Raw genomic sequence first — 22,770 nt, forward strand, 5'->3', positions numbered from 1 at the left:
GTGCTCGACATCGGCTACTCCCTCTCCCGACGCTTCCCCGACCCCCCGCAGACCGACTACCGCACCGCGGACGTCCGCCTCCTGCGCCACGACCTCTTCTGCGGCGACGTCTACCTCGCCGACACCGAAACCGACCGGGAAGTGTCCACGGCCTGGGGATGGGTCCCCGTCCTCGACTTCGCCTGGGCCCTGTGCGACATCGTCGAGGAGCTCGACCGCGACCCCCGCGGCAGCCGCTCCGCCGACCGCCGCCACGCCGAGCTCGACTTCACCGAGTCCACCGACCGCATCCTCTTCGAACGCCGCTTCGGCTGGGTCGACATCGAAGCCGACTGGATGGCCCCCGAGGAGCCCCCGCTGACCTTCAGCCACCGCCTCCTGCGCCGCGAGGCCCGCGACTTCCTCCACGACCTCATCGCCGACCTGGTCGACATGCACGAGGACCTCGCCGACAACCCGGCCATCTGGACCCTCCAGTCCCGCTTCCCCCGCGTCCCGGCCTGACCCCCGCCGCCGGCCGGAGGGGCGTGCGTACGGGCGAAGCACCCCGAGCCCCCGCGGCTACGGCACCACCCGCACCCCCAGGCACGCCGCCAACGCCGGTGCCAGCTCCACCAACTGCCCCGGCGTCACCACCGCTCCCGCGAGCGACTCCACCCCCCGCACCACCTCCAGCTCCGCGACCTCCCGCAAGTCGACGTCCGCCATCCGCGCGCCGGACACGTCCACACCGCGCAGCACACAGCCCCGGAACGACACCCGCTCCAGCACCGCCCCCGCAAGATCCGGCTCGACCAGGACGCACCCCTCGAACACCACGTCCCGCAGCCGCGCCCCCCGCAGGTTCAGGAAGTCGAACTTCCCGCCCCGCACCACCACCCGCTCCCACTCCGCCCCGTGCAGGGCCGCACCCCCCAACCGGGCGTCGGACACCTCCACATCGCGCAGCACCGCCCCCGACAGGTCCGCCCCCACGGCGCGGACCCCCTCCCACACCGAGTCCAGGAACCGCGCCCGCGCCAGCCCCGCCCCGTCCAGGACGCAGTCCCGCACCGCGCACTCCAGGAACCGGGCCCCCGCCCCCTCCTGCCCGGACAGGTCCGCCCCCGCGAACTCCACCCCGTCGTAGTCCCCGTCCGGCTCCAGCCCCCCGCCGCCCCACCCCCGCAGCTCCGGCAGCCGCACCTCCGGCCGCCGAGCCGCCCGCACCGCCACCCTGCGCCCGTTGCCCGCCATCCCCCCATCGTGCCCTCCCCCACCGACACCGCGGCCCGGGCGCCGCCCGAAGACACACCCCGCCACGCCGCACACCCGGCAAACGGCCTGCTCCGCGCCCCCGGAACGCGACACCCCGCCCCCTGGACACCCCCCTGCCCCGGGTGTACCAACTCCCCCATGACGATCAACGGCGGCATCTCCTTCTGGCACGCCGCGGACCCCGGCGCCACCCCGCCCGCCCGCGCGCCCCTCACCGGCGACACGACGGCCGACGTCGTCATCGTCGGCGGCGGCTACACCGGCCTGTGGACCGCGTACCACCTCAAGACCGCCGCACCCGACCTCCGCGTCACCGTCCTGGAGCAGAAGACCTGCGGCCACGGCGCCTCCGGCCGCAACGGCGGCTGGCTCTACAACGGCATCGCCGGCCGCGACCGGTACGCCCGCCTCCACGGCCTACCCGAGGCCCGCCGCCTCCAGCAGGCGATGAACGCCACCGTCACCGAGGTCATCGAGACCGCCGCCAAGGAGGGCATCGACGCCGACATCCACCACGGCGGCGTCCTCGAAGTCGCCCGCACCCCCGCCCAACTCACCCGCCTCAAGGCCTTCCACGAAGCCGAAGCCGCGTTCGGCGAAACCGACCGCATCCTCCTCGACGCCGCCGAGACCCGCGCCCGCATCGACGTCGCCGACGCCGTCGGCGCCACCTGGACCCCGCACGGCGCCCGCATCCACCCCCTCAAGCTCCTCCGGGGCCTCGCCGCCGCCTGCGAACGCCTCGGCGTCACCATCCACGAATCCACCCCCGTCACCGCCCTCGCCCCCCGCCGCGCCACCACCCCCTACGGCACCGTCCGCGCCCCGTTCGTCCTGCGCTGCACCGAGGGCTTCACCGCCTCCCTCAAGGGCCAGAAGCGCTCCTGGCTCCCCATGAACTCCTCGATGATCGCCACCGCCCCGCTCCCCGAAGCCACCTGGCAGCGCATCGGCTGGGACGGCGCGGAGACCCTCGGCGACATGGCCCACGCCTACATGTACGCCCAGCGCACCGCGGACGGCCGGATCGCCCTCGGCGGCCGGGGCGTCCCGTACCGCTTCGGCTCCCGCACCGACAACGACGGCAGCACCAGCCCCGCGACGATCGCCTCCCTCACCCGCCTCCTGACGGCGTTCTTCCCCGCCCTCGCCGGAGTGGAGGTCACCCACGCCTGGTCGGGCGTCCTCGGCGTCCCCCGCGACTGGTGCGCCACCGTCAGCCTCGACCGCACGACGGGCCTGGGCTGGGCCGGCGGCTACGTCGGCTCCGGCGTCGCCACCTCGAACCTGGCCGGCCGCACCCTGCGCGACCTGGTCCTCGGCGACACCACCGAGCTCACCACACTCCCCTGGGTGAACCACCGCGTACGCCGCTGGGAGCCCGAACCCTTCCGCTGGCTCGGCGTCCACGCCCTGTACGCCGCCTACCGCGAGGCCGACCGCCGCGAAACCGCCACCCACACCCCGGTGACAACCCCCCTGGCCCGCCTCGCGAACCGCATCGCAGGCCGCCACTGACCCCGCGGGCCCACGAGAAAGACCCCGGACCAGAGGTCCGGGGTCTTCAACCCGTGGAATGGAGCCGCCTATCGGAATCGAACCGATGACCTGATCATTACAAGTGAACTGCTCTGCCAACTGAGCTAAGGCGGCATGTGTGACGCTGCACAGCGCACAGATCGCCCCCACTTTACACAGCCGCACACCCCCGCCGCGAAGGCGATTTCCCGCCTCCCGTTACCACCCGCCCGCATGTTCGTTGTCCGTATGGACGTGCACACCCGAAGGCCGGACCGCACGCCGGAGGGGGAATCATGAACCGCAGCGACCGCACCGCCCCGCCCCCGGCCCGCCGTACGAGAGGAGCGGAAGCCCGGCCGCGCGTCTACCGCTACCGCTTCTATCCGGACGAAGAGCAGGCCGCTCAACTGACCCGCACCTTCGGCGCCTGCCGGTGGGTCTACAACCAGGGCCTCGTCCTGCGCACGACCGCCTGGCGCGACCACGGCGTCCGTGTAGGCTTCGCGGAAACCTGCCGCGCCCTCACCGGCTGGAGACATGCGGCGCAGACTTCCTGGCTCCGCGACATCTCCTCGGCGGTGCTGCAGCAGTCCCTGCGGCACCTCGACGCGGCCTTCTCCCGCTTCTTCAAGCGGACGTCCACCCACCCCGAACCGAAGCGGAAGAACCGGTCCCGGGACTCCGCGACGTACGTGCGCACCGGCTTCCGCTGGCGCGAAAACCCCGCACGGCCCGGCACCGGGCTGATCGGCCTCGCCAAGCAATCCGAGCCGCTCGACGTGCGCTGGTCGCGCCCGCTCCCACCGGGTGCGGCGCCCCTGAAGCTGACGGTGACCCGTGACCGCGCCGGGCGCTTCTTCCTCCAGATCCTTGTGGAGGAGCACATCGCGCCGCTGCCTCCCGCCCTGACCCCGGACACCGCCGCCCCGAGGGCTGTCGGACTGGACCTCGGTCTGGCGGCGCTGGCCACCCTGGACGACGGCACCACGGCCGGCCACCCCCGCCTCCTCCGCACGCACGGCGCGAAGCTCGCCCGCCTCCAGCGGGAGCTGCACCGCAAGGAGCCCGGCTCCGCCAACCGCGGCAAGGCGCGCGCCCGCCTCGCCCGGCTCCACGCCGCGATCGCGGACTACCGCAGGGACGCCCTCGACCAGCTCACCACCCGCCTCGTGCGCGAGAACCAAGTGCTCGTGGTGGAGGACCTGGCCGTCGCCAACCTGGTGCGCTCCCCCTCCGGCCCCGGGCGCCGCCGCAAAGCCGGGCTGAACCGGTCGATCGCGGACGCCGCCTGGAGCACGCTGCTGCGCATGCTCTGGTACAAGTGCGCGTGGTACGGCCGCACCCTTGTGATCGTGGACCGGTTCTTCCCGTCGACCCGCCGCTGCTCCGCCTGCCACGCGCACGGCGAACGGCTCGACGTCTCGGTGCGGTCCTGGACCTGCGCAGCGTGCGGTGCCGCCCACGATCGCGACGTGAACGCCGCCCGCAACCTGCGGCAGGAAGGGCTCCGGCTGTACGAGCAGGCGGTCGCGGCCCTCTCGCCGGGCCGGCAGCTCCCGGCGGTCGTACGGGCTTCCGCCCCGGCGGGGGTCGTCGTGGCGGCGTAGGAACACCGCAGGCTCCGGCCGACGGGCCGTCGGCCGCCTCGCCTGTGGAGCCCGTGTCAGACCGTCCGGTGGGGCCATCCGGCCAACCCGGCGGCAGTGGGCGGTGAAGCAGGAACCGCAGCCCGCGAGGGCGCGGAACGGCCAAAAGAGCGGTGCTCTGCCCCACCGCCCCGACCCGCCCGACCCCCGTCGAGGTGGACGTCACGTCCGGGCGGGTGCTGACAGGAAGCGGATTGCGGGGTAGCGTCGGGCGGAAGTCCGCTCTGCGGACCAGACCACTCACTTCCTTCCACTCGGATCGTCCGGCACGTTCCTGCCGGTAGAAGGGATGCACCCCCATGGCTTCCGTCACCTTCGACAAGGCGACCAGGCTCTACCCCGGCGGCGACAAGCCCGCCGTCGACGCCCTCGACCTCCAGATCGAGGACGGCGAGTTCCTCGTCCTCGTCGGCCCCTCCGGCTGCGGCAAGTCCACCTCGCTGCGCATGCTCGCCGGCCTGGAGGACGTCAACGGCGGCGCCATCCGCATCGGCGACCGCGACGTCACCCACCTGCCGCCCAAGGACCGGGACATCGCGATGGTGTTCCAGAACTACGCGCTGTACCCGCACATGACCGTCGCCGACAACATGGGCTTCGCCCTGAAGATCGCCGGCGAGGACAAGGCGACCATCCGCCGCAAGGTCGAGGACGCGGCGAAGATGCTCGACCTCACCCAGTACCTGGACCGCAAGCCGAAGGCGCTCTCCGGCGGCCAGCGCCAGCGCGTCGCCATGGGCCGCGCGATCGTCCGCAAGCCGCAGGTGTTCCTGATGGACGAGCCGCTGTCCAACCTCGACGCCAAGCTGCGCGTCTCGACGCGTACGCAGATCGCCGCGCTCCAGCGCGACCTCGGCATCACCACCGTGTACGTCACCCACGACCAGGTCGAGGCCATGACCATGGGCGACCGCGTCGCCGTGCTCAAGGACGGCCTGCTCCAGCAGGTGGACACGCCGCGGAACATGTACGACCGCCCGGCGAACCTCTTCGTGGCCGGCTTCATCGGCTCCCCGGCCATGAACCTGGTCGAGGTCCCGATCGCCGACGGCGGCGTGAAGTTCGGCGAGACCGTCGTCCCGGTGTCGCGCGAGGCGATCACCGCCGCCGCGGACGCCGGCGACCGCACCGTCACGGTCGGCGTGCGCCCCGAGCACTTCGACATCGGCACCGAGGGCGGCCTGACGATCACGGTCAACGTCGTCGAGGAGCTCGGCGCGGACGGCTACGTCTACGGCCGCACCGACAAGGCGGACGGCGGCGGCCAGGACATCGTGGTCCGCGTCGGCGGCCGCAACGTCCCCGAGAAGGGCTCCAGCCTGCACGTCGTGCCGCGCGCCGGCGAGATGCACGTGTTCTCCACGTCGACGGGCGCCCGCCTGTCCGACTGACGGCGCGCCGACCGGACACCGGTCCCGTGGGAAAGGGGTGCCCCCGCCGGGGGCACCCCTTTCCCCTTTCCCCGGCCCTCCACACCCGCCTCGTCAACACGGGAATCGAAAAACCACGTCGAACCATCCCTCGACCGGGTGACTAATTGTCGCCGCTTACGCACCGAGCGCTACTCTCCCCTCGTGACCCACACTGCCCGCCGAATCGGCCGATCCCTCGCCCTGGTCCTGCCCGTCGTCATGGTCCTGTCCGGGACCCTCGCGGTCACGATGGTCCCGTGGGCGGACAACAGCTCGTCCCGGATCCTGACCGCGTCCGCGGAGGACGTCTCCGTGCCCGCGAAGCCGCGCGCCCCCCAGGACGTGCTGCGCGACAAGCTCCTCGGGGAGCTCCGGGCGGGTGAGCAGCCGGGCGACGTCCTGATGCACCTGCAGCAGGAGGTGGACCGGCGGCCGTCGCTGGCCGGCCACTGCGCGGGCATCGCGCGGGCACTGGGCCGGGCCGCCGTGGAGGCGTACGGCCCGACGAAGGCGCAGTCGTACGCGCGCCCCGTCTGCGACACCTCGTACGCGTCGGGCGTGGCGTCGATGGGCTGACGCCGGCCTGACGCCAGGCGCCGGATTCCCGGCGTCCGGGTCGGCGGCGCCCGGTCCGGCTCCCCCGGGCGGGCCCCTACGCTGGCGGCCATGACCGACGCGCCACCGCCCTCCGCACCCCGTTTCACCCGTTCCGCAGCCGCGATCCCGGCTCCGCTCGCACAGGCTCCCACCCAGGCGGTGGTCCTGGCGGGCGGTCAGGGGTCGCGGCTGCGGCCGTACACGGACGACCGGCCGAAGCCGATGGTGGAGATCCCCGGAACCGGGGTGCCCATCATCGGGCACCAGTTGGCGTGGCTGGCGGCGGAGGGGGTGACGGACGCGGTGGTGTCCTGCGGCCACCTCGCGGGCGTCCTCCAGGAGTGGCTGGCCGCGGCGGAGCTGCCGCTGCGGGTGACGACGGTGGTGGAGGAGGAGCCGCTCGGCCGCGGCGGTGGCCTCAAGTACGCGGCCCGACACCTGCCGTCCCCTGACGCGCCGTGGTACGCGACGAACGGGGACGTCTGGACGCGCTTCTCGCTGCGCGAGATGGCCGCGTTCCACACGGAGCGCGGCGCGGTGGCGACGCTGGCGCTGGCGCGGCCGCGGATCCCGTGGGGCGTGGTGGAGACGAACGAGTTCGGGCAGGTCCTGGACTTCATCGAGGCGCCGCCGTCGCCGTACCAGGTGAACGCGGGGGTGTACGTGTTCGCGCCGGACTTCGCGGCACTCCTCCCGGACGTGGGCGACCACGAGCGGACGACGTTCCCCCGCCTGGCCCGCGCCCGCCGCCTGGCCGGCTACCCGCTCCCCCAGGGCGCGTACTGGCGCGCGATCGACACGGCGAAGGACCTGTCGGAGGCCGCCCGCGAACTGGCGGCGGCACAGGGCGGCTCCTGAGCCCGGCGGCAAGAAGCGGGGCCCGGTGCGCTGTTCGCGCGCCGGGCCCCGCTCGTGTGGTGCCGGGGGGTCAGCCGAGGAGGCCGCCCACGAGGCCCGGCTTCGTGGACGGGGTGTCGCCGCCGGTGGAGCCGCTGCGGGTGCCGGTGCCGCTCGACGGGGGCTTGGGGGTGGACTGCTTCGGGGCCGTGCCGGTGCCGGTGCTGCTGCCGGTACGGGACGACGCGGTGGGCTGGGAGCCGGTGCCCGCGGTCTGCCGCGAGGTGGTGCCCGAGGTGGTGCGGCCCGTCTTCGCGGACGGGGACGGAGTGGCGGTGGGCTCGGGGGACTTGGAGGGCTGCTGGGTGGGGGACTGCTGCTGCTGGGGCTGCCGGGACTTGGCGGGGGGCTTCGGGAGCGGGGAGCCCGGGAGGTAGTTGCTGGGCGCCTGGCCCGGTCCGGGGACGGTGACGACGGTGCTGGAGCGGACGGCTCCGCCGAGGAGGGAGCCGATGAGGAGGGTGAGTCCGCAGACGACGGTGGCCATGATGGTTCCGCGGCGCAGGACGCGACGGCGCAGGGTCCACAGCTCGGAGCGGGGGCCGAGGGTCCGCCAGGCTTCGCCGGCGAGGCGCCCGTCGAGGGAGTAGACGGGGGCGCCGGCGATGATCAGGGGGCTCCAGGCGGCCAGGTAGATGATGTCGGGGGCGTCGTAGGCGGGGACGGTCTTCCAGCTGACGGTCATCAGGAGGGCGGCGGAGAGCAGGGCCCCGATGCAGGCCGCGAGGCGCTGCCACAGCCCGAGGACGGTGAGGACGCCGACGATGACCTGGAGGAAGGCGACGCTGAGCCCGGCGCCGACGGGGTGGGCGAGGGCGAAGTCGCGGAGCGGCTCGGCCAGCGCCCAGGGGTGGAGGGTGCGGAGCCAGGTGACCATGGAGCCGCGTTCGCCGCCGTCGAAGTAGACGGGGTCGCACAGCTTGCCCATGCCGGCGTAGATGGAGATGAACCCGAGGAAGACGCGCAGGGGCAGGAGGACGACGCCGAGGTTCATGCGGCGTCCGGGGTAGTACGAGGCCTGCGGGCGGCTGTCGGCGGGGGTCCGGCGGAGGGTGTCGGGGTGGGCGCCCGGGCCGCCCGGGATGCCCGGACCGCCGGCGTACGGGCCGCCGGCGTAGGGACCGCCGGCGTACGGGCCGCGTTGGTCCCGTACGGGGGCCAGGGGGCGGGTCTCGTCGGGGGCGCCGTAGGTGCGCTGGCCGATGACGGTGGGGGTGGGGACGGTGTCGTCGGCGAGGTCGCGGCCGAGGTCGATCCGGGGGATGACCTGGGTGGCGCCGCTGTCGTGTTCGTGGTGGCCGCGGCCGTGTTCGCGTACGGCCTGGAGGAGGCCGCCCATGGCTGCGGAGTCGCCCTGGGCGGATTTGCCGCTCCAGACGACGGGGGCCCGGCGGCGGCCGGCGGCGGCTCCGGCGGCCGCCGCGGCGGCGGCGCCGAGGACGGGTGCCCGGCCGGGGGTGTTCGCGGGCTTGGAACGCGCGCTCGGGCTCGGTGCGAGCCGCACGCGGAAGCTGGCGTGGTTCACGATGACCTGTGCGGGGTCGCACGGCACCTTGACCATGCTCAGCGCGGGCTGGTCGTCGAACCCTGACGTTCTTGTGTCCACACTCATCTAACCGAGTGATCAGTGTTTAGGACACTGCCTTGACGGGGTTCTTGTGTCCGAGACCCGTCAAGATCAAGCCACCCCGCCCCAAGGGGGCGGGGTGGCACGCTCACGGGTCACCGGCGGTGCGCCGATCGGCCGAAGCCGCCCGGGTTCAGGCGCGGCGGCGGGCCGCCTCGTAGAGGACGACGCCGGCGGCGACACCGGCGTTGAGGGACTCGGCCCCGCCCGGCATGGGGATGCGGACGAGGTAGTCGCAGTTCTCGCCGACGAGGCGGCCGAGGCCCTTGCCCTCGGAGCCGACGACGATGACGACGGGCCCGGCGAGGGCGTCGAGGTCGGCGACGGAGTGCTCGCCCTCGGCGGCGAGGCCGACGACGGTCAGGCCGGCCTTCTTGTAGTCCTGGAGGGCGCGGGTGAGGTTGGTGACCCGGGAGACGGGCGTGCGGGCCGCGGTGCCGGCGGAGGTCTTCCAGGCGCCGGCGGTCATGCCGGCGGCGCGCCGCTCGGGGATGACGACGCCGTGGCCGCCGAAGGCCGAAACCGATCGGACGATCGCGCCGAGGTTGCGGGGGTCGGTGACGCCGTCGAGGGCGACGATGAGGGGTTCCTCGCCGTTGTCGTAGGCGGCCTCGGTGAGGTCCTCGGGGTGGGCGTACTCGTACGGCGGGACCTGGAGGACGAGGCCCTGGTGGTTGAGGCCGCCGGTCATCCGGTCGAGCTCGGGGCGCGGGGCCTCCATCAGGTTGATGTTGCCGCGCTCGCCGGCGAGCTGGAGGGCCTCGCGGACGCGCTCGTCGTTGTCGATGAACTGCTGCACGTACAGGGTGGTGGCGGGCACGCCGTCGCGCAGGGCCTCGAACACGGGGTTGCGGCCGACGACCATCTCGCTCTGGCCCTTGGCTCCGCCGCGGCGGGGCGCGGGGCGGCGCTTGGCGGCCTGCTTGGCCGCGGCGTTGGCGAGGCGGAACTTCTTGTGGCCCTTGCGGTCCTCGGCCTTGGGCGTGGGGCCCTTGCCCTCCAGGCCCCTGCGCCGCTGGCCGCCGCTTCCGACCGTGGGGCCCTTCTTGTTGGACGTGCGGCGTCCCCTGCGCTGGCTGTTCCCGGCCATGACCTCTACCTGTTTTCGTTGGTGCTGCGGTACGTACGTATGAAGAGTGTGCCGCCCGGGGGGCCGGGCGGCACAACAGAGCTGGTCCGGGCGGGTCCGGTCAGCGGGGTCCGAGGGTCCAGCGCGGGCCGGACGGGCTGTCCTCGATGACGAGTCCGGACTGCTGGAGCTGGTCGCGGATGGCGTCGGCGGTGGCCCAGTCCTTGCGGGCGCGGGCGGACTCGCGCTGGTCGAGGACGAGGCGGACGAGGGTGTCGACGGCGCCGTGGAGGTCGTCGCCGCGGTCGGCCTCCTGCGACCAGTGCGGGTCGAGGGGATCGAGGCCGAGGACGCCGAGCATGGCGCGGACCTCGGCGAGGCGGGCGATGGCGGCGTCCTTGTCGTCGGCGGCGAGCGCGCTGTTGCCCTGGCGGACGGTGGTGTGGACGATGGCCAGCGCCTGCGGGACGCCGAGGTCGTCGTCCATGGCCTCGGCGAAGGCGGGCGGCACCTCGGCGGCCGGCTCGACGGGGCCGCCGGCCTTCTCGACGACGCGCTGGACGAAGCCCTCGATGCGCGCGAAGGCGGACTCGGCCTCGCGCAGCGACTCCTCGCTGTACTCGATCATGGAGCGGTAGTGCGGGGTGCCGAGGTAGTAGCGCAGCACGATGGGGCGCCAGTTCTTGACCATCTCGGAGACGAGGACGGAGTTGCCGAGGGACTTCGACATCTTCTCGCCGGACATGGTGACCCAGGCGTTGTGCACCCAGTAGGAGGCGAAGTCGTCGCCGAACGCCTTGGCCTGGGCGATCTCGTTCTCGTGGTGCGGGAAGATCAGGTCGAGGCCGCCGCCGTGGATGTCGAAGGCGCTGCCGAGGTACTTGTGCGCCATCGCGGAGCACTCCAGGTGCCAGCCGGGGCGGCCGCGGCCCCACGGCGTCTCCCAGTCGGGCTCGCCGGGCTTGGTGGCCTTCCACATGGCGAAGTCGCGGGGGTCGCGCTTGCCGGTGATGCCCTCTTCGGCCGGCTGCTGGAGGTTGTCGAGCTCCTGGTTGGAGAGCGCGAGGTAGCCGGGGTAGGAGCGGACGTCGAAGTAGACGCTGCCCTCGGCCTCGTAGGCGTGGCCGCGCTCGATGAGGCCGCGCATCATCTCGATCATCTCGGGGACGTGGCCGGTGGCGCGGGGCTCGTACGTGGGCGGGAGGCACCCGAGGGCCTCGTAGCCGCTGTTGAAGGCGCGCTCGTTCGCGTAGCCGATGGACCACCAGGGCCGGTCCTGCTCGGCGCCCTTCCTGATGATCTTGTCGTCGATGTCGGTGACGTTCCGGATGAAGGTGACGTCGTAGCCGCGGTACTCGAACCAGCGGCGCATGATGTCGAAGTTGAGGCCGGAGCGGATGTGCCCGATGTGCGGGGCCGCCTGCACGGTGGCACCGCAGAGGTAGATCGAGACGCAGCCCTCGGCGAGCGGGGTGAAGTCGCGGATCTGCCGGGCGCTGGTGTCGTACAGGCGAATAGTCACGGCACCAGGGTAGTGCGCCGCGGGCAGTGCCCCGCGACCCTTTCCGGGGCGCGGCGGCGCTTTGCCGCCGCGGCCGGGGAGCCGCCGTCGAGCCGGGCGCCGCCGGGAGCGGCGCCCGGTAAGGGCGGCCTGCGCGGATCAGGCCTGGTTCGTCCGGTACACCAGTGCGGTGGCGATGGCGGCGAGGCCCTCGGCCCGCCCGGTGAGGCCGAGTCCGTCGGTGGTGGTCCCGGAGACGGAGACGGGGGCGCCCGCGGCGGTCGAGAGCGCCTTCTGCGCCTCTTCGCGCCGCTTGCCGATCTTGGGGCGTACACCGATCACCTGGACGGCGATGTTGCCGATCTCGAAGCCCTCGGCGCGGACGATCCGCGCGGCCTCGGCGAGGAGGGTGGTGCCGGAGGCGCCGGACCACTCCGGGCGGGAGGTGCCGAAGTGGGCGCCGAGGTCGCCGACTCCGGCGGCGGAGAAGAGGGCGTCGCAGGCCGCGTGGGCGGCGACGTCGCCGTCGGAGTGCCCGGCGAGGCCGTCCTCTCCCTCCCACAGCAGGCCCGCGCACCACAGGTCGCGGCCCGCCTCGAAGGCGTGGACGTCGGTGCCGATGCCGACGAGCGGGAGGAGCGGGGCCGGGGAAGGGGCGGGGGTGGGGCTAGTAGGCATCGGTGGCCCTCCTGCGGGCGAGTACGGCCTCGGCGAGGACCAGGTCGAGCGGGCGGGTGACCTTGAAGGCCTCTTCGTGGCCGGGGACCACGACGACGGTGGTGCCGAGGCGCTCCACCATGCCGGCGTCGTCGGTGGCGCCCTCGCCGGACACGGCGACGGCCTCGTGCGCGCGGCGCAGGGTGGCGAGGTCGAAGCCCTGGGGGGTCTGGACGGCGCGCAGCCGGGCGCGCTCCGGGGTGGCGACGACCGGCTCGGGCTCTCCGGGCTTGCCGGGCTCGACTTCCTTGACGGTGTCCGCGAGGGGAAGCGCGGGGACGACGGCGGGGGCGCCGTCGCGGACCGCCTCGACGACGGCGTCGACGGTGTCCACGGGGACGAGGGGGCGCGCGGCGTCGTGGACGAGCACGCAGGCGATGTCGTCGGGCAGGGCGGCGAGGCCGGCGGCGACGGACTCCTGGCGGGTGTCGCCGCCGGGGACGACCAGCAGCTCGGTGCGGTCGGGCAGCGGGTGCTCGTCGAGGAGGCGTCGCACCTCGGCGGCGCCGTCGGGCGGTGCGACGACGACAACCAGGTGCACGGCCCGCGAGCGGGCCATGGCGCGGACGGCGTGGATCAGCATCGGGGTGCCGCCGAGGGCCCGCAGGGCCTTGGGGGCGCCCGGGCCGAGGCGGACCCCGCGACCGGCCGCGGGGATCACCGCGGCGGTGCGCCGGGGGCGCGTTTCGTCAGACATGGAAGTAGCTCCGAGCCAAGGTTTGTGACTTCGACCGACATGGGTATGGCCCTGGGGAGTGCCGGGTGCGACGCCCTCGCCCCCTTCCGTGACGACCGGTCGAGCCGGCTGCCCGGACCCGGCACGACAGGTCGGTCGGGTCAGTTCGGATCGGGTCGGGTCGCGTCGTGCCAGGTGCCGTGGGCGCTGGTGCGCCGGGTCCGGCTCAGGACGGCGCGGGACCGGGCGGCGCGGGAGCGCGCCGTCGGGGGCCGCGCGGGATCACGTGTGGGTGCGTACGGCGCCGCCTGTCCGGGACGGCGTGCGCGCGCGTACGCGTACGGGCATGCGGCGAGGTGGGGCGTGCGGGTGCAGACATGCCGCAGCGCCCGGCAACGGCCCCCCGTTGGGGAGGCCGATCGTCGGGCACCGCGGCACGGCTGCTTGCGGGTCTGCGCGCCGTCAGGACGCGAGGACCTCGTCGAGGAGGGCCTCGGCCTTGTCCTCGTTGGTGTTCTCCGCGAGCGCCAGCTCGCTGACCAGGATCTGGCGCGCCTTGGCGAGCATCCGCTTCTCACCGGCGGACAGCCCGCGCTCGCGCTCGCGGCGCCACAGGTCGCGCACCACTTCGGCGACCTTGATGACGTCGCCGGAGGCGAGCTTCTCCAGATTTGCCTTGTAGCGACGGGACCAGTTCGTCGGCTCCTCGTTGAGCGGTGCCCGCAGCACCTCGAAGACCCGGTCCAGCCCGTCCTGGCCGACTACGTCGCGAACGCCGACGAACTCCGCATTGTCGGCAGGCACACGCACCGTCAGGTCGCCCTGGGCGACCTTGAGCACCAAGTAGGTCTTGTCCACGCCTTTGATCTGGCGAGTTTCGATGGCCTCGATCAGCGCGGCCCCGTGATGGGGATAGACCACGGTGTCGCCAACCTTGAACGTCATGTGACAGGTACCCCTTCCGTGGCTATCCAGGGTAACACGAGAACTGACTGTTATGAATGGCGTTTTCGCAGGTCAGGGCACATCTCGGGGCTTGACAACTCCGGCGCGGACGTGCTGCGAAGGGCTCCGGAAGGGGGGTATTCGCAGGTCGGAGGCGCTGTACGGACCGGGCGAAACGGCCACGTTACACCTGGCGGGTGACCCCTCCGGTGTGATGTACGTCCCGTTTTGCCGGGTTCGAGGTCGGGAAACCGAACTACTCCGTTCGACTACCGGCCACCCGAACGGAGTGGTTCCGGCCCAATCCCGGAATTGATCACGGAGAGGCGTTCGAGGGAATCCCGGAATTGATCACCGGGCGGCCGGAGCGCTATATGCGGACGGCACATGAGACGGCACATGAACGGACCCGGAAGTGCCGGCGCTCTTCGCCGGCGGAACGGGCGCCCGGCGCCCGGCGGAATGGGTGATCGCCGGGCCGGGGCAGCGGAGCCCGCCCCCTGCGGAGGGTCGGGTGCGGGGGCGGGGCGGCGGCTCGGTAACCTAAGCGCGCTGACACACCCTTAGGGCGGCTTTACCTCGGCCGTCCGCGGGACCGACCACCTTCCGTTCCGTACGTCCAAGGAGTTGCCGCCGCCGTGAGCCGCAGCCTTCGACGCGGCGCCCTCGCCGCCACCGCCGTCGTGTTCTCGATCGCCTCGCTGGCCGCCTGCGGTGCGGGCAACGACGCGCAGACGCTGAAGATCAAGCCGGACAACGCCGCCGCCTCCAAGGGCGACATCATGGTCCAGAACGCGCTGGTGATCACCGGCAAGGACCGCAAGGGGTCGGCCGTCGTCTCCGCGACCGTCTTCAACGAGGGCGACAAGCCGCAGACGATCGACGCGATCACCCTGCCGGGCTCCAAGGGCAAGGTCGTCCTGAAGGGTGCCGAGGGCGCCTCCGGCAAGGTCACCGTCCCCGCCGGCGGCTCCGTCGTCCTCGGCGGCAAGGGCAACCCCTCCGCGGTGATCGAGGGCGGCACCGAGGCCGTGAAGGACGGCGACGTCCAGAAGGTCGTCTTCAAGCTCAGCAACACCGGCGACGTCGAGCTGGAGGCGTTCGTCTGGCCGAACACCGGCATGTACGCGGGCTTCGGCCCGACCGAGGCCCCCGCCGCCGCCCCGTCCGCCTCGGGCAGCCCGGCCGCCTCGCCGTCCGCCGGCCCGTCGGGCTCGCCGTCCGGCTCCCCGGCCGCCACCCCCGCGGGTGCGGCGTCGGGTTCCCCGGCCGCGTCGCCCTCGGGCTCCGCGTCGCACGCCGCCGGCCACTGAGACCCGGCAGCAGCCCACACGGAAGGGCCCCGTCCGCAGCGCGCGGACGGGGCCCTTCCCACAGGTGCCTCCGGCGGCCTACGGCTCGAACTTGTAGCCGAGGCCGCGGACGGTGACGAGGTAGCGCGGCGCCCCCGGGTCCGGCTCGATCTTGGCGCGCAGGCGCTTGACGTGCACGTCGAGCGTCTTGGTGTCGCCGACGTAGTCCGCGCCCCACACCCGGTCGATCAGCTGCATGCGCGTCAGCACCCGGCCGGCGTTGCGCAGCAGCATCTCCAGCAGGTCGAACTCCTTCAGCGGCAGGTCCACCTTGGCCCCGCCGACGGTCACCACGTGCCGGTCGACGTCCATGCGGACCGGGCCGGCCTCCAGCGCGGCCGGGGCGACCTCCTCCGGCTCGCCGCGGCGGCGCAGCACCGCGCGGATGCGGGCGACCAGCTCGCGCGAGGAGAACGGCTTGGTGACGTAGTCGTCGGCTCCTATCTCCAGCCCCACGACCTTGTCGATCTCGCTGTCCTTGGCGGTCACCATGATGACGGGGACGTTGGAGCGGCCGCGCAGCTGCCGGCACACCTCCGTGCCGGGCAGGCCGGGGAGCATCAGGTCGAGGAGGACGAGGTCGGCGCCGTTGCGCTCGAACTCGTCGAGGCCGTCGGGCCCCGTCGCGGCGACCGCGACCTCGAATCCCTCCTTGCGGAGCATGTAGGAGAGGGCGTCGCTGAAGGATTCCTCGTCCTCGACGACGAGCACACGGGTCACGGAAGGACCTCCGGGGCAGGGTTGGGCGGTTCTGGCGTTCTGTGGATCAGGCGGGGGTCGGGTGGCCGGGGGTGGGCGACGGGTCCGCCTCCCCGGCCGGGGCCCGGGAGGGGCCCGTGGACGCGGCCGCCTCGGGCAGGCGCAGCGTGAACGTGGAGCCCTGGCCCTCCGAGCTCCACACGCTGACCTCCCCGCCGTGGGAGGCCGCCACGTGCTTGACGATCGCGAGGCCGAGGCCCGTTCCCCCGGTGGCGCGGGAGCGGGCCGGGTCGACGCGGTAGAAGCGTTCGAAGATCCGCTCGCGGTCCTTCTCGGGGATGCCGATGCCCTGGTCGGTGACGGCGATCTCGATCAGGTCGCCGCCCGGGGCGGTGACACGGCGGGCGGCGATCCCGACGCGGGTCCGGGCGGGACTGTAGTTGACGGCGTTCTCCACCAGGTTGCCCAGGGCCGCCGCGAGCTGGCCGCGGTGCCCCCAGACGCGCAGGTCGGCGGTGCCGCCGGAGGCCATGGTGATGTGCTTCGCGGACGCGGTGTGGCGGCAGCGGTCGATCGCCTCCTCCACCAGCGTGTCCACGCGGACGGGCTCGGCGTCGTCCAGCGGGTCGTCGTTCTGCACCCGGGAGAGGTCGATGAGCTCTTGGACGAGGTTGATCAGCCGGGTCGCCTCGATCTGCATGCGGCCCGCGAAGCGGCTGACCGCCTCGGGGTCGTCGGCGGCGTCCATGACGGCCTCGGACAGCAGGGAGATCGCGCCCACCGGCGTCTTCAGCTCGTGCGAGACGTTCGCGACGAAGTCGCGGCGCACGGCCTCGATGCGGCGGGCCTCCGTGAGGTCCTCGACCAGCAGCAGCACCAGCCGGGAGCCGAGCGGCGCCACGCGCGCCGAGACGGCGAGGGCCTCCCCGCGGCCGGTGCCGCGGCGCGGCAGGTCCAGCTCGACCTGGCGTATCTCCCCGTCCCGGCGGGTGTCGCGGGCCATGTGCAGCATCGGCTCGACGGCGAGCCTGCCGCCGCGGACGAGCCCGAGGGCGTACGCGGCGGAGCTGGCCTTGACCACCGCGTCGCCCTCGTCGAGCACGACGGCGGAGGAGCGGAGCACCGAGAGCACGGTGTCGACACCGGGCGGGAGCACCGCGTTGATGTCGGGGCGCATGGAGCTCCGGGTGGGGCGGGCCTGGTCGCGCTCGCTCCAGCGGAACGCCAGCGTGGCGACGACACCGGTGCAGGCACCGGCTATCGCTGCAGCTGCGGCGACCGCCGCGTTCACGTCCATGCGTCCAGGTTAAGCAGGCGCGACGGCACTTCCCCAGCCGTTCGGGGGGCGCCTCGAACAGTCGTCGCCCAGAGTTCACCGCGGCGACGGGGCCGATTCACTTCCGGTGCCGGAGTCGGACGCGTACGCCGTCCAGCGTGTCACCGTGGGGTTCGAGCCCGCATCCGGCCCGGCCCCGGGCACCGCGCAGTAGGCCAAGAGAGGGACACCATGCGTGACGCGTACCACGAGGAACTGGACTCGATCGGCGAGAGCCTCGTCGAGATGGCCCGGCTGGTCGGCTCCGCCATCGGGCGGGCCACGACGTCCATGCTCGACGCCGACCTGAAGCTCGCCGAGAGCGTCATCGCGGCCGACCAGAAGATCGACGACCTCCAGCACGACCTGGAGGCCCGTGCCATCGCGCTGCTCGCCCGGCAGCAGCCGGTCGCCACCGACCTGCGGATCGTGGTGACCTCGCTGCGCATGAGCGCCGACCTGGAGCGCTCCGGCGACCTCGCGCAGCACGTGGCCAAGCTGGCGCGGCTGCGGTTCCCGGACGCGGCGGTCCCGCGGGACCTGCACGCGACGATCCTGGAGATGGGGCAGCTGGCGCAGCGGCTGATGGCGAAGGCCGCCGAGGTGATCATCACGAAGGACGTGGACCTGGCGCTCCAGCTGGAGACGGACGACGACGAGATGGACCAGCTGCACCGCACGCTGTTCCAGCACCTGATGGACGACCGCTGGAAGCACGGCATCGAGACGGCCGTGGACGTGACGCTGCTGGGCCGCTACTACGAGCGGTTCGCGGACCACGCGGTGTCGGTGGCCAAGCGCGTCGTGTACCTGGTGACGGGCGAGCACGCGGACGAGCTCCAGGCGCCGGTCCCGCCGGAGGCGGTCTGACCGGGCACCCGGCCGGCCGGGGCCGGACCCCGCACGGGCGCCGTCGAGCGCCTGTGCGCCGTTGACGCGCCCGTGCGGCTGGGCATGAATGAGGCGGAAGGCAGTAGGCCCACGCGTACACCGCCTGCGAGGAGGAACCATGCCCGATTCCCCCGTCCCCGTCACTCCGGAGTCCGACCGGGAGCCGGCTCCGGAGCCGCTGCGGCTCCCCCTGCTCGCGGCCTGCGGCTGCGGCTCCGGCTGCGGCTGCGGCTGCCAGTCCGGAGCCCCCTGCCAGTGCGGCGGCTGACACCGCCCACCACGGCTCCGCCGAACACCCGGGAGCCCCCCCGGCCGCGCATGCCGCGGCCGGGGGGCTCCTGCGCGCTGCGCCGGGGCCGGTCCCCGGGCAGGCACTTCTTCGCCCGTTTTCACGGCGCCGGGACGTGCTGCCCGCTACGCTGCGCAGTCCGGTCGGTGTCCACAAGGCGGGGGATCCCAATGAGGCGCAAGGACCCGGAGTACCAGCAGGCGGTCGTAGCCGCCGTGGCGATCCTGCGGCAGCGGGCCCGGGTGGAAGGGACCCTCACGTACGGGGAGCTGAGTGCCGAGTTGGAGGCTCGGGGCTTCGACTCGATACCGCCGTACCGCGGAGTCATGACCTACCTGCTCAAGGACGTCTGCCTGCACGGCAACGAGGACGGACGGGCGCCGATGCTCTCGGCGATCGTGGTGAACAAGGCGAGCCGGAAGCCGTCCGATCAGTTCTCGACGCTCGCACGCTCCGTCCCGTTCTCCCGGCCCGCCGACTGGACCTGGCAGGACGAGCAGCGGGACGTGTTCGCCCGGTACAGCGAGGAGTGATGGCCGGGAGCCCGGCCCGCGGACGACGCGCGGACCGGGGCTCCTTCGGGCCGATTACTTCTTCTTGCCCTGGTCGTTGAACCGGCCTGCGGCTTTAACCGCCACCTCGGCCCTGACCTGCGGTCGGGCGGTCAGCGGTTGTCACCCTTGGCTGCCCTTTGGCAACCGTCCCACGGCGCACAGACGACCCGAGTAGCCAGGCGTCGGCTTCAGCTGGGCGTATCGCAACCGGTACCCAGAGACCAAGCCGATGTACGCTTTTGACGATCTTGCGTCACATTGGGACGTGACACTGTCGACATCGGACGGTAGCGTGTCCGCATCCGACAATCTAGGGGCCCCAGTGACCGTGTATGCGTTCTGGAACAACAAGGGCGGCACCGGCAAGACGAGCCTGTGCTTTCAGTCGATCTGCTTCTACGCTGACCAGCATCCCGATGAGCGCATTCTGGCCATAGATGTCTGTCCGCAGGCCAACCTGTCCGAGCTCTTCCTCGGAGGCCTCGCGAACGACGGCAGCGGGAAGCTGCTCGCCCGCCAGGGCGAAATGCCTCGCGCTACGATCGGCGGCTACTTCCAGCAGAGGCTGCCTTCGCCTTACTCTCCGCCCAGCATCTCGGCGATGGACTTCGTAACGACGCCCAGCCAGTACAACCCCGCTGTGCCCGAAAACATCGACCTGGTCTGCGGTGATCCCCTGCTGGAGCTCCAGGCAAACGCGATATCCACTCTGGCGAACAACCAGATCCCTGGGACGAATGCGTGGCTGTCGGTCATCGACTGGATCCGTGACCTTCTGGCGCCCATCAAAGACCAGTACGACGCGATCTTCGTCGACTGCAACCCGAGCTTCTCGATCTACACGCAGATCGCGCTGTCCGCAGTGGACCGCCTGATCCTTCCCGTCATGGCGGATGACTCCTCTCGCCGGGCCATTCAGAACGCCTTCTCCCTCGTATACGGCCTGAAGCTTCCCTCGGACATCTACGCCACCTACGCGTTCGCCACGCGCCTCAGGGAGGCGGACCGCGAGCTGCCGCGGGTGCACGCGATCGCCAAGAACCGCCTCACTCAGTACATGGGTCCCGCATCGGCCTACGCGGCCGTACTACGTTCGATCGATAGCGACGTAGCCAAGCTGCTGCAAAGCAATCCCGAGATCTTCACGTTCGACGAGCACTCGAAGGGAGTGGTGGACATCCGCGACTTCCAGACCACTGGCGTTGTTGCGTTCGCTCGCGGATGCCCGCTGTACGCCCTGCAAGCCGGGCGCCTCGACGTGATGGGACACCGGGTGTCGGTACACGAGGACTACAGGCAGAACTGCGTCGCGGCTATGAACGATCTGACGTCGATGCTGTAAGGCAGTAGATGGCCGGTAGGGGCCAGCGATCAGCGCGGGCGCAGCGGCCCTACCCGCGTGGACCGACGTACCGCTGGCCGCCGCCCTGCCGGTGCCCGCCCTGGTCGCAGCGCGGATCCGGATCCGTCGGCAGGTCCGGCGCGCCTGACGGCCCACAGACAGACCCGAGGCAACGAGAAGCCCCCTACCAGCTGGAAATTAGCAAGTAGGGGGCTGTTTCGCGCCTTGGGACTACTTCTTGCCCTGGTTCTTGACCGCCTCGATGGCGGCCGCCGCGGCCTCCGGGTCGAGGTAGGTGCCGCCCGGGTTGAGGGGCTTGAAGTCGGCGTCGAGCTCGTACGCGAGCGGGATGCCGGTCGGGATGTTCAGGCCCGCGATGTCGGCGTCGGAGATGCCGTCCAGGTGCTTGACGAGGGCGCGCAGGCTGTTGCCGTGCGCGGCGACCAGGACGGTGCGGCCGGCCAGCAGGTCCGGGACGATGCCGTCGTACCAGTACGGCAGCATGCGGCCGACGACGTCCTTCAGGCACTCCGTGCGCGGGCGCAGCTCCGGCGGGATCGTCGCGTAGCGCGCGTCGTCCGACTGGGAGAACTCGGTGCCGTCCTCGAGCGGCGGCGGCGGGGTGTCGTAGGAGCGGCGCCACAGCATGAACTGCTCCTCGCCGAACTCGGCGAGGGTCTGCGCCTTGTCCTTGCCCTGGAGGGCGCCGTAGTGGCGCTCGTTCAGGCGCCAGGAGCGGTGGACCGGGATCCAGTGGCGGTCGGCGGCCTCCAGGGCCAGCTGCGCGGTGCGGATGGCGCGCTTCTGGAGGGAGGTGTGCACGACGTCGGGGAGCAGGCCGGCGTCCTTCAGCAGCTCACCGCCGCGGACCGCCTCCTTCTCGCCCTTCTCGTTGAGGTTGACGTCCACCCAGCCGGTGAACAGGTTCTTCGCGTTCCACTCGCTCTCGCCGTGGCGGAGCAGGATCAGCTTGTACGGTGCGTCGGCCATGCACAGGAGCCTAATGGACGCCTCCGGCGGGCGGCACGCGGTGCCGGGGGGCCGTGGATTGACGGTGCGCGTCAATCCGGTGGCTTGCGGAAGGCCCAGAACCGTAGGGTGCGGACTGCTTGGGAGGCACTTACACATTCGGGGGGATTGCGTCATGTCCGCGGGAAGTCTCATACGTGCCGCACGCGAGAGCGTGGAGGGGCTGCCTCGGGCGTTCTGGTGGCTGTGGGCGAGCACGCTCGTCAACCGGCTGGGAGCGTTCGTCGCCACGTTCATGGCGCTGTACCTGACGCTGGAGCGCGGCTACTCGGCGTCGTTCGCGGGGCTCGTGGCGGCGCTGCACGGTCTGGGCGGCGTCGTGTCCTCGCTGGCGGCCGGGGTGATGACGGACCGGCTGGGGCGGCGGCCGACGATGCTGGCGGCGAACCTGGCCACGGCCGGGTCGGTGGCGCTGCTGGGGTTCATGGAGCACCCGGCGGCGATCGCCGCGGTGGCCATGATGGTCGGCATGGCGTCGAACGCCTCCCGGCCGGCGGTGTCGGCGATGCTGGCGGACATCGTCCCGCCCGAGGACCGGGTGCGGGCCTTCGCCCTGAACTACTGGGCCATCAACCTGGGCTTCGCGATCAGCTCGGTCGCCGCGGGGTTCGTCGCCGAGTACAGCTACCTGGCGGGCTTCCTCGGGGAGGCGGCGCTGACCCTGGTCTGCGCGGTGCTCGTGTACGTGAAGCTGCCGGAGTCGCGGCCCGCTGCGGAGGCCGGTGCCGGCGGCGGTGCGGCAGGGGGCGCCGGGGCGGCCGGGCCGGAGGTGTCGCTGGGGACGGTGCTGCGGGACGGCCGGTTCATGGGCGTCGTCGGGCTGTCGTTCCTGATCTCGATGATCTTCATGCAGGGCTCGGTCGGCCTGCCGGTCGCGATGGGCGCCGCCGGCTTCACGCCGGGCGAGTACGGCCTGGCGATCTGCGTGAACGGCGTGATGATCGTCCTGCTGCAGATCCCGGTGACGCGGTTCATCGAGCACCGCGACCCCCGGCGGCTGCTGGTGCTCTCCGCGCTGCTGGCGGGCTGGGGGTTCGCGCTGACGGCGTTCGCCGGGCCGCTGTGGGCGTACGCGCTGACGGTCGCGGTGTGGACGCTGGCGGAGATCGTGAACTCGCCGACGCAGATGGAGCTCGTCGTCCGGCTGTCTCCGGTACAGGGCCGGGGCCGCTACCAGGGCATGTACACGATGTCGTGGTCGGTGGCGGCGCTGGTCGCGCCGCTGATGGCGGGCTATGTCGTCGACGAGTTCGGCGCGGCGTGGCTGTGGGGGTCGGCCGGCGTGCTGGGCACGGTCGCGGCGGGCGGCTACTGGCTGCTGATGCGGCGGCTGCCGGCCCGCGGGGCGGCGGCCGCGGAGTCCGCCGCCGCGCCGGTGAAGCCGGCTCCCGCCCGGGCGGGAGCGGCCGCGGCCGCCGCGGACGCGTAGGCGGG

22 protein-coding genes and 1 tRNA gene are annotated in these 22,770 nt (G+C 72.6%); 12 read left to right on the forward strand and 11 right to left on the reverse strand.

What is annotated here, in order from left to right; all coding sequences use genetic code 11:
• Positions 1-504, forward strand: a complete 504-nt coding sequence (locus IE170_RS13690) for a hypothetical protein (RefSeq protein ID WP_125548410.1) — start codon at positions 1-3, stop codon at positions 502-504.
• 57 nt (positions 505-561) lie between these two features.
• Here IE170_RS13690 and IE170_RS13695 read toward each other — a convergent pair whose 3' ends face one another.
• The gene (locus IE170_RS13695) at positions 562-1,236 is read right to left on the reverse strand and encodes a pentapeptide repeat-containing protein (protein ID WP_189809619.1); all 675 of its coding nucleotides are present in this window, start codon (positions 1,234-1,236) and stop codon (positions 562-564) included.
• A 159-nt stretch (positions 1,237-1,395) separates the two neighbouring features.
• On the opposite strand from IE170_RS13695, the gene IE170_RS13700 reads away from it, so the two are divergent.
• Complete coding sequence (locus tag IE170_RS13700; RefSeq protein WP_189809620.1) at positions 1,396-2,775, forward strand: NAD(P)/FAD-dependent oxidoreductase; 1,380 nt, start codon at positions 1,396-1,398, stop codon at positions 2,773-2,775.
• 59 nt (positions 2,776-2,834) lie between these two features.
• Here IE170_RS13700 and IE170_RS13705 read toward each other — a convergent pair.
• Positions 2,835-2,910 (reverse strand) — tRNA-Thr (locus tag IE170_RS13705).
• A gap of 161 nt (positions 2,911-3,071) precedes the next feature.
• Here IE170_RS13705 and IE170_RS13710 point away from each other — a divergent pair.
• The 4 genes from IE170_RS13710 (at position 3,072) to IE170_RS13725 (ending at position 7,291) form a co-directional block, all read left to right on the forward strand.
• Complete coding sequence (locus tag IE170_RS13710; protein WP_223856230.1) at positions 3,072-4,385, forward strand: RNA-guided endonuclease InsQ/TnpB family protein; 1,314 nt, start codon at positions 3,072-3,074, stop codon at positions 4,383-4,385.
• Between the two features lie 338 nt (positions 4,386-4,723).
• Positions 4,724-5,815: an ABC transporter ATP-binding protein gene (locus IE170_RS13715; RefSeq protein WP_189809621.1), complete on the forward strand. Its 1,092-nt coding sequence runs from the start codon at positions 4,724-4,726 to the stop codon at positions 5,813-5,815.
• 183 nt (positions 5,816-5,998) lie between these two features.
• A complete protein-coding gene (locus tag IE170_RS13720) occupies positions 5,999-6,412 on the forward strand; it encodes a hypothetical protein (RefSeq protein WP_114058087.1) in 414 nt (137 codons plus the stop codon).
• A gap of 90 nt (positions 6,413-6,502) precedes the next feature.
• On the forward strand, positions 6,503-7,291 hold the full coding sequence (locus tag IE170_RS13725; RefSeq protein WP_189809622.1) for a nucleotidyltransferase family protein: 789 nt from the start codon (positions 6,503-6,505) through the stop codon (positions 7,289-7,291).
• Positions 7,292-7,361: 70 nt separating this feature from the next.
• Here the strand turns inward: IE170_RS13725 and IE170_RS13730 are convergent, their stop codons facing one another.
• The 6 genes from IE170_RS13730 to IE170_RS13755 all read right to left on the reverse strand — a co-directional run bounded on the left by IE170_RS13730 (position 7,362) and on the right by IE170_RS13755 (position 13,865).
• Positions 7,362-8,942 (reverse strand): DoxX family protein, encoded by a 1,581-nt coding sequence (locus IE170_RS13730; protein WP_189809623.1) that lies wholly within the window; start codon positions 8,940-8,942, stop codon positions 7,362-7,364.
• Between the two features lie 148 nt (positions 8,943-9,090).
• Positions 9,091-10,047: a 23S rRNA (guanosine(2251)-2'-O)-methyltransferase RlmB gene (gene rlmB / locus IE170_RS13735; RefSeq protein WP_189809624.1), complete on the reverse strand. Its 957-nt coding sequence runs from the start codon at positions 10,045-10,047 to the stop codon at positions 9,091-9,093.
• Between the two features lie 100 nt (positions 10,048-10,147).
• A complete protein-coding gene (cysS, locus tag IE170_RS13740) occupies positions 10,148-11,548 on the reverse strand; it encodes a cysteine--tRNA ligase (protein ID WP_189809625.1) in 1,401 nt (466 codons plus the stop codon).
• A gap of 138 nt (positions 11,549-11,686) precedes the next feature.
• A complete protein-coding gene (gene ispF, locus IE170_RS13745) occupies positions 11,687-12,205 on the reverse strand; it encodes a 2-C-methyl-D-erythritol 2,4-cyclodiphosphate synthase (protein WP_189809626.1) in 519 nt (172 codons plus the stop codon).
• Positions 12,195-12,941, reverse strand: coding sequence for a 2-C-methyl-D-erythritol 4-phosphate cytidylyltransferase (gene ispD / locus IE170_RS13750; protein WP_189809627.1), 747 nt, complete (start codon positions 12,939-12,941; stop codon positions 12,195-12,197). Before ispD ends, ispF begins: the two co-directional genes overlap by 11 nt.
• Before the next feature lie 441 nt (positions 12,942-13,382).
• Complete coding sequence (locus tag IE170_RS13755; RefSeq protein WP_114058094.1) at positions 13,383-13,865, reverse strand: CarD family transcriptional regulator; 483 nt, start codon at positions 13,863-13,865, stop codon at positions 13,383-13,385.
• 638 nt (positions 13,866-14,503) lie between these two features.
• On the opposite strand from IE170_RS13755, the gene IE170_RS13760 reads away from it, so the two are divergent.
• Positions 14,504-15,178 (forward strand): copper chaperone PCu(A)C domain-containing protein, encoded by a 675-nt coding sequence (locus IE170_RS13760; RefSeq protein WP_189809628.1) that lies wholly within the window; start codon positions 14,504-14,506, stop codon positions 15,176-15,178.
• 78 nt (positions 15,179-15,256) lie between these two features.
• Here the strand turns inward: IE170_RS13760 and phoP are convergent, their stop codons facing one another.
• Entirely contained in the window at positions 15,257-15,928 is a 672-nt protein-coding gene (gene phoP / locus IE170_RS13765) for a two-component system response regulator PhoP (protein ID WP_467807892.1), read from the reverse strand.
• A 55-nt stretch (positions 15,929-15,983) separates the two neighbouring features.
• Positions 15,984-17,213 carry a sensor histidine kinase gene (locus IE170_RS13770; protein WP_189809629.1) on the reverse strand — a complete coding sequence of 410 codons (1,230 nt, stop codon included), beginning with the start codon at positions 17,211-17,213 and terminating at the stop codon, positions 15,984-15,986.
• Between the two features lie 210 nt (positions 17,214-17,423).
• Here IE170_RS13770 and phoU point away from each other — a divergent pair, with 210 nt between their 5' ends.
• The 4 genes from phoU (at position 17,424) to IE170_RS13790 (ending at position 20,307) form a co-directional block, all read left to right on the forward strand.
• Positions 17,424-18,101, forward strand: a complete 678-nt coding sequence (gene phoU, locus IE170_RS13775) for a phosphate signaling complex protein PhoU (protein ID WP_189809630.1) — start codon at positions 17,424-17,426, stop codon at positions 18,099-18,101.
• Positions 18,102-18,240: 139 nt separating this feature from the next.
• On the forward strand, positions 18,241-18,390 hold the full coding sequence (locus tag IE170_RS13780) for a hypothetical protein (RefSeq protein ID WP_174250483.1): 150 nt from the start codon (positions 18,241-18,243) through the stop codon (positions 18,388-18,390).
• A gap of 191 nt (positions 18,391-18,581) precedes the next feature.
• The gene (locus IE170_RS13785; RefSeq protein WP_189809631.1) at positions 18,582-18,944 is read left to right on the forward strand and encodes a hypothetical protein; all 363 of its coding nucleotides are present in this window, start codon (positions 18,582-18,584) and stop codon (positions 18,942-18,944) included.
• Positions 18,945-19,287: 343 nt separating this feature from the next.
• Complete coding sequence (locus IE170_RS13790; RefSeq protein ID WP_229884720.1) at positions 19,288-20,307, forward strand: ParA family protein; 1,020 nt, start codon at positions 19,288-19,290, stop codon at positions 20,305-20,307.
• 231 nt (positions 20,308-20,538) lie between these two features.
• Here IE170_RS13790 and IE170_RS13795 read toward each other — a convergent pair whose 3' ends face one another.
• Positions 20,539-21,297 carry a phosphoglyceromutase gene (locus IE170_RS13795; protein WP_189809633.1) on the reverse strand — a complete coding sequence of 253 codons (759 nt, stop codon included), beginning with the start codon at positions 21,295-21,297 and terminating at the stop codon, positions 20,539-20,541.
• Positions 21,298-21,451: 154 nt separating this feature from the next.
• On the opposite strand from IE170_RS13795, the gene IE170_RS13800 reads away from it, so the two are divergent.
• On the forward strand, positions 21,452-22,765 hold the full coding sequence (locus IE170_RS13800) for an MDR family MFS transporter (protein ID WP_189809634.1): 1,314 nt from the start codon (positions 21,452-21,454) through the stop codon (positions 22,763-22,765).
• Positions 22,766-22,770: the final 5 nt, after the last annotated feature.

The sequence above is a fragment of the Streptomyces toxytricini genome, assembly GCF_014649915.1.
In the GTDB taxonomy this organism is placed as follows: domain Bacteria; phylum Actinomycetota; class Actinomycetes; order Streptomycetales; family Streptomycetaceae; genus Streptomyces; species Streptomyces toxytricini.